Consider the following 221-nt stretch of genomic DNA (forward strand, 5'->3'; position numbering starts at 1 on the left):
CACAAACACTTCCTTACCCCCAACCCCACTCCTTCCCATCCCTTCTCCCACTTCTTCCTCATTCCCATACATCCACCCCCTATCAATACTTCCATATCCAACCTCCAAACCCCTCTCCACCCCCTCTTCCACTTCCTTCCCTTTTCCTTTATATCTTCCAAATCCTACCCATCCCATCCTTACTCCCTTCTTCACAATCGTACGATCTGTTATATGTTTTG

General features: G+C 47.5%; 1 pseudogene. It reads right to left on the reverse strand.

Annotated features, from left to right (window positions below):
- A pseudogene (locus tag FS628_RS31105) lies at positions 1-195 on the reverse strand (aldo/keto reductase); the annotation flags it as partial.
- Between the last annotated feature and the right edge of the window lie 26 nt (positions 196-221).

The sequence above is a fragment of the Paenibacillus xylanexedens genome (assembly GCF_007676705.1).
Classification (GTDB): Bacteria; Bacillota; Bacilli; order Paenibacillales; family Paenibacillaceae; genus Paenibacillus; species Paenibacillus xylanexedens_C.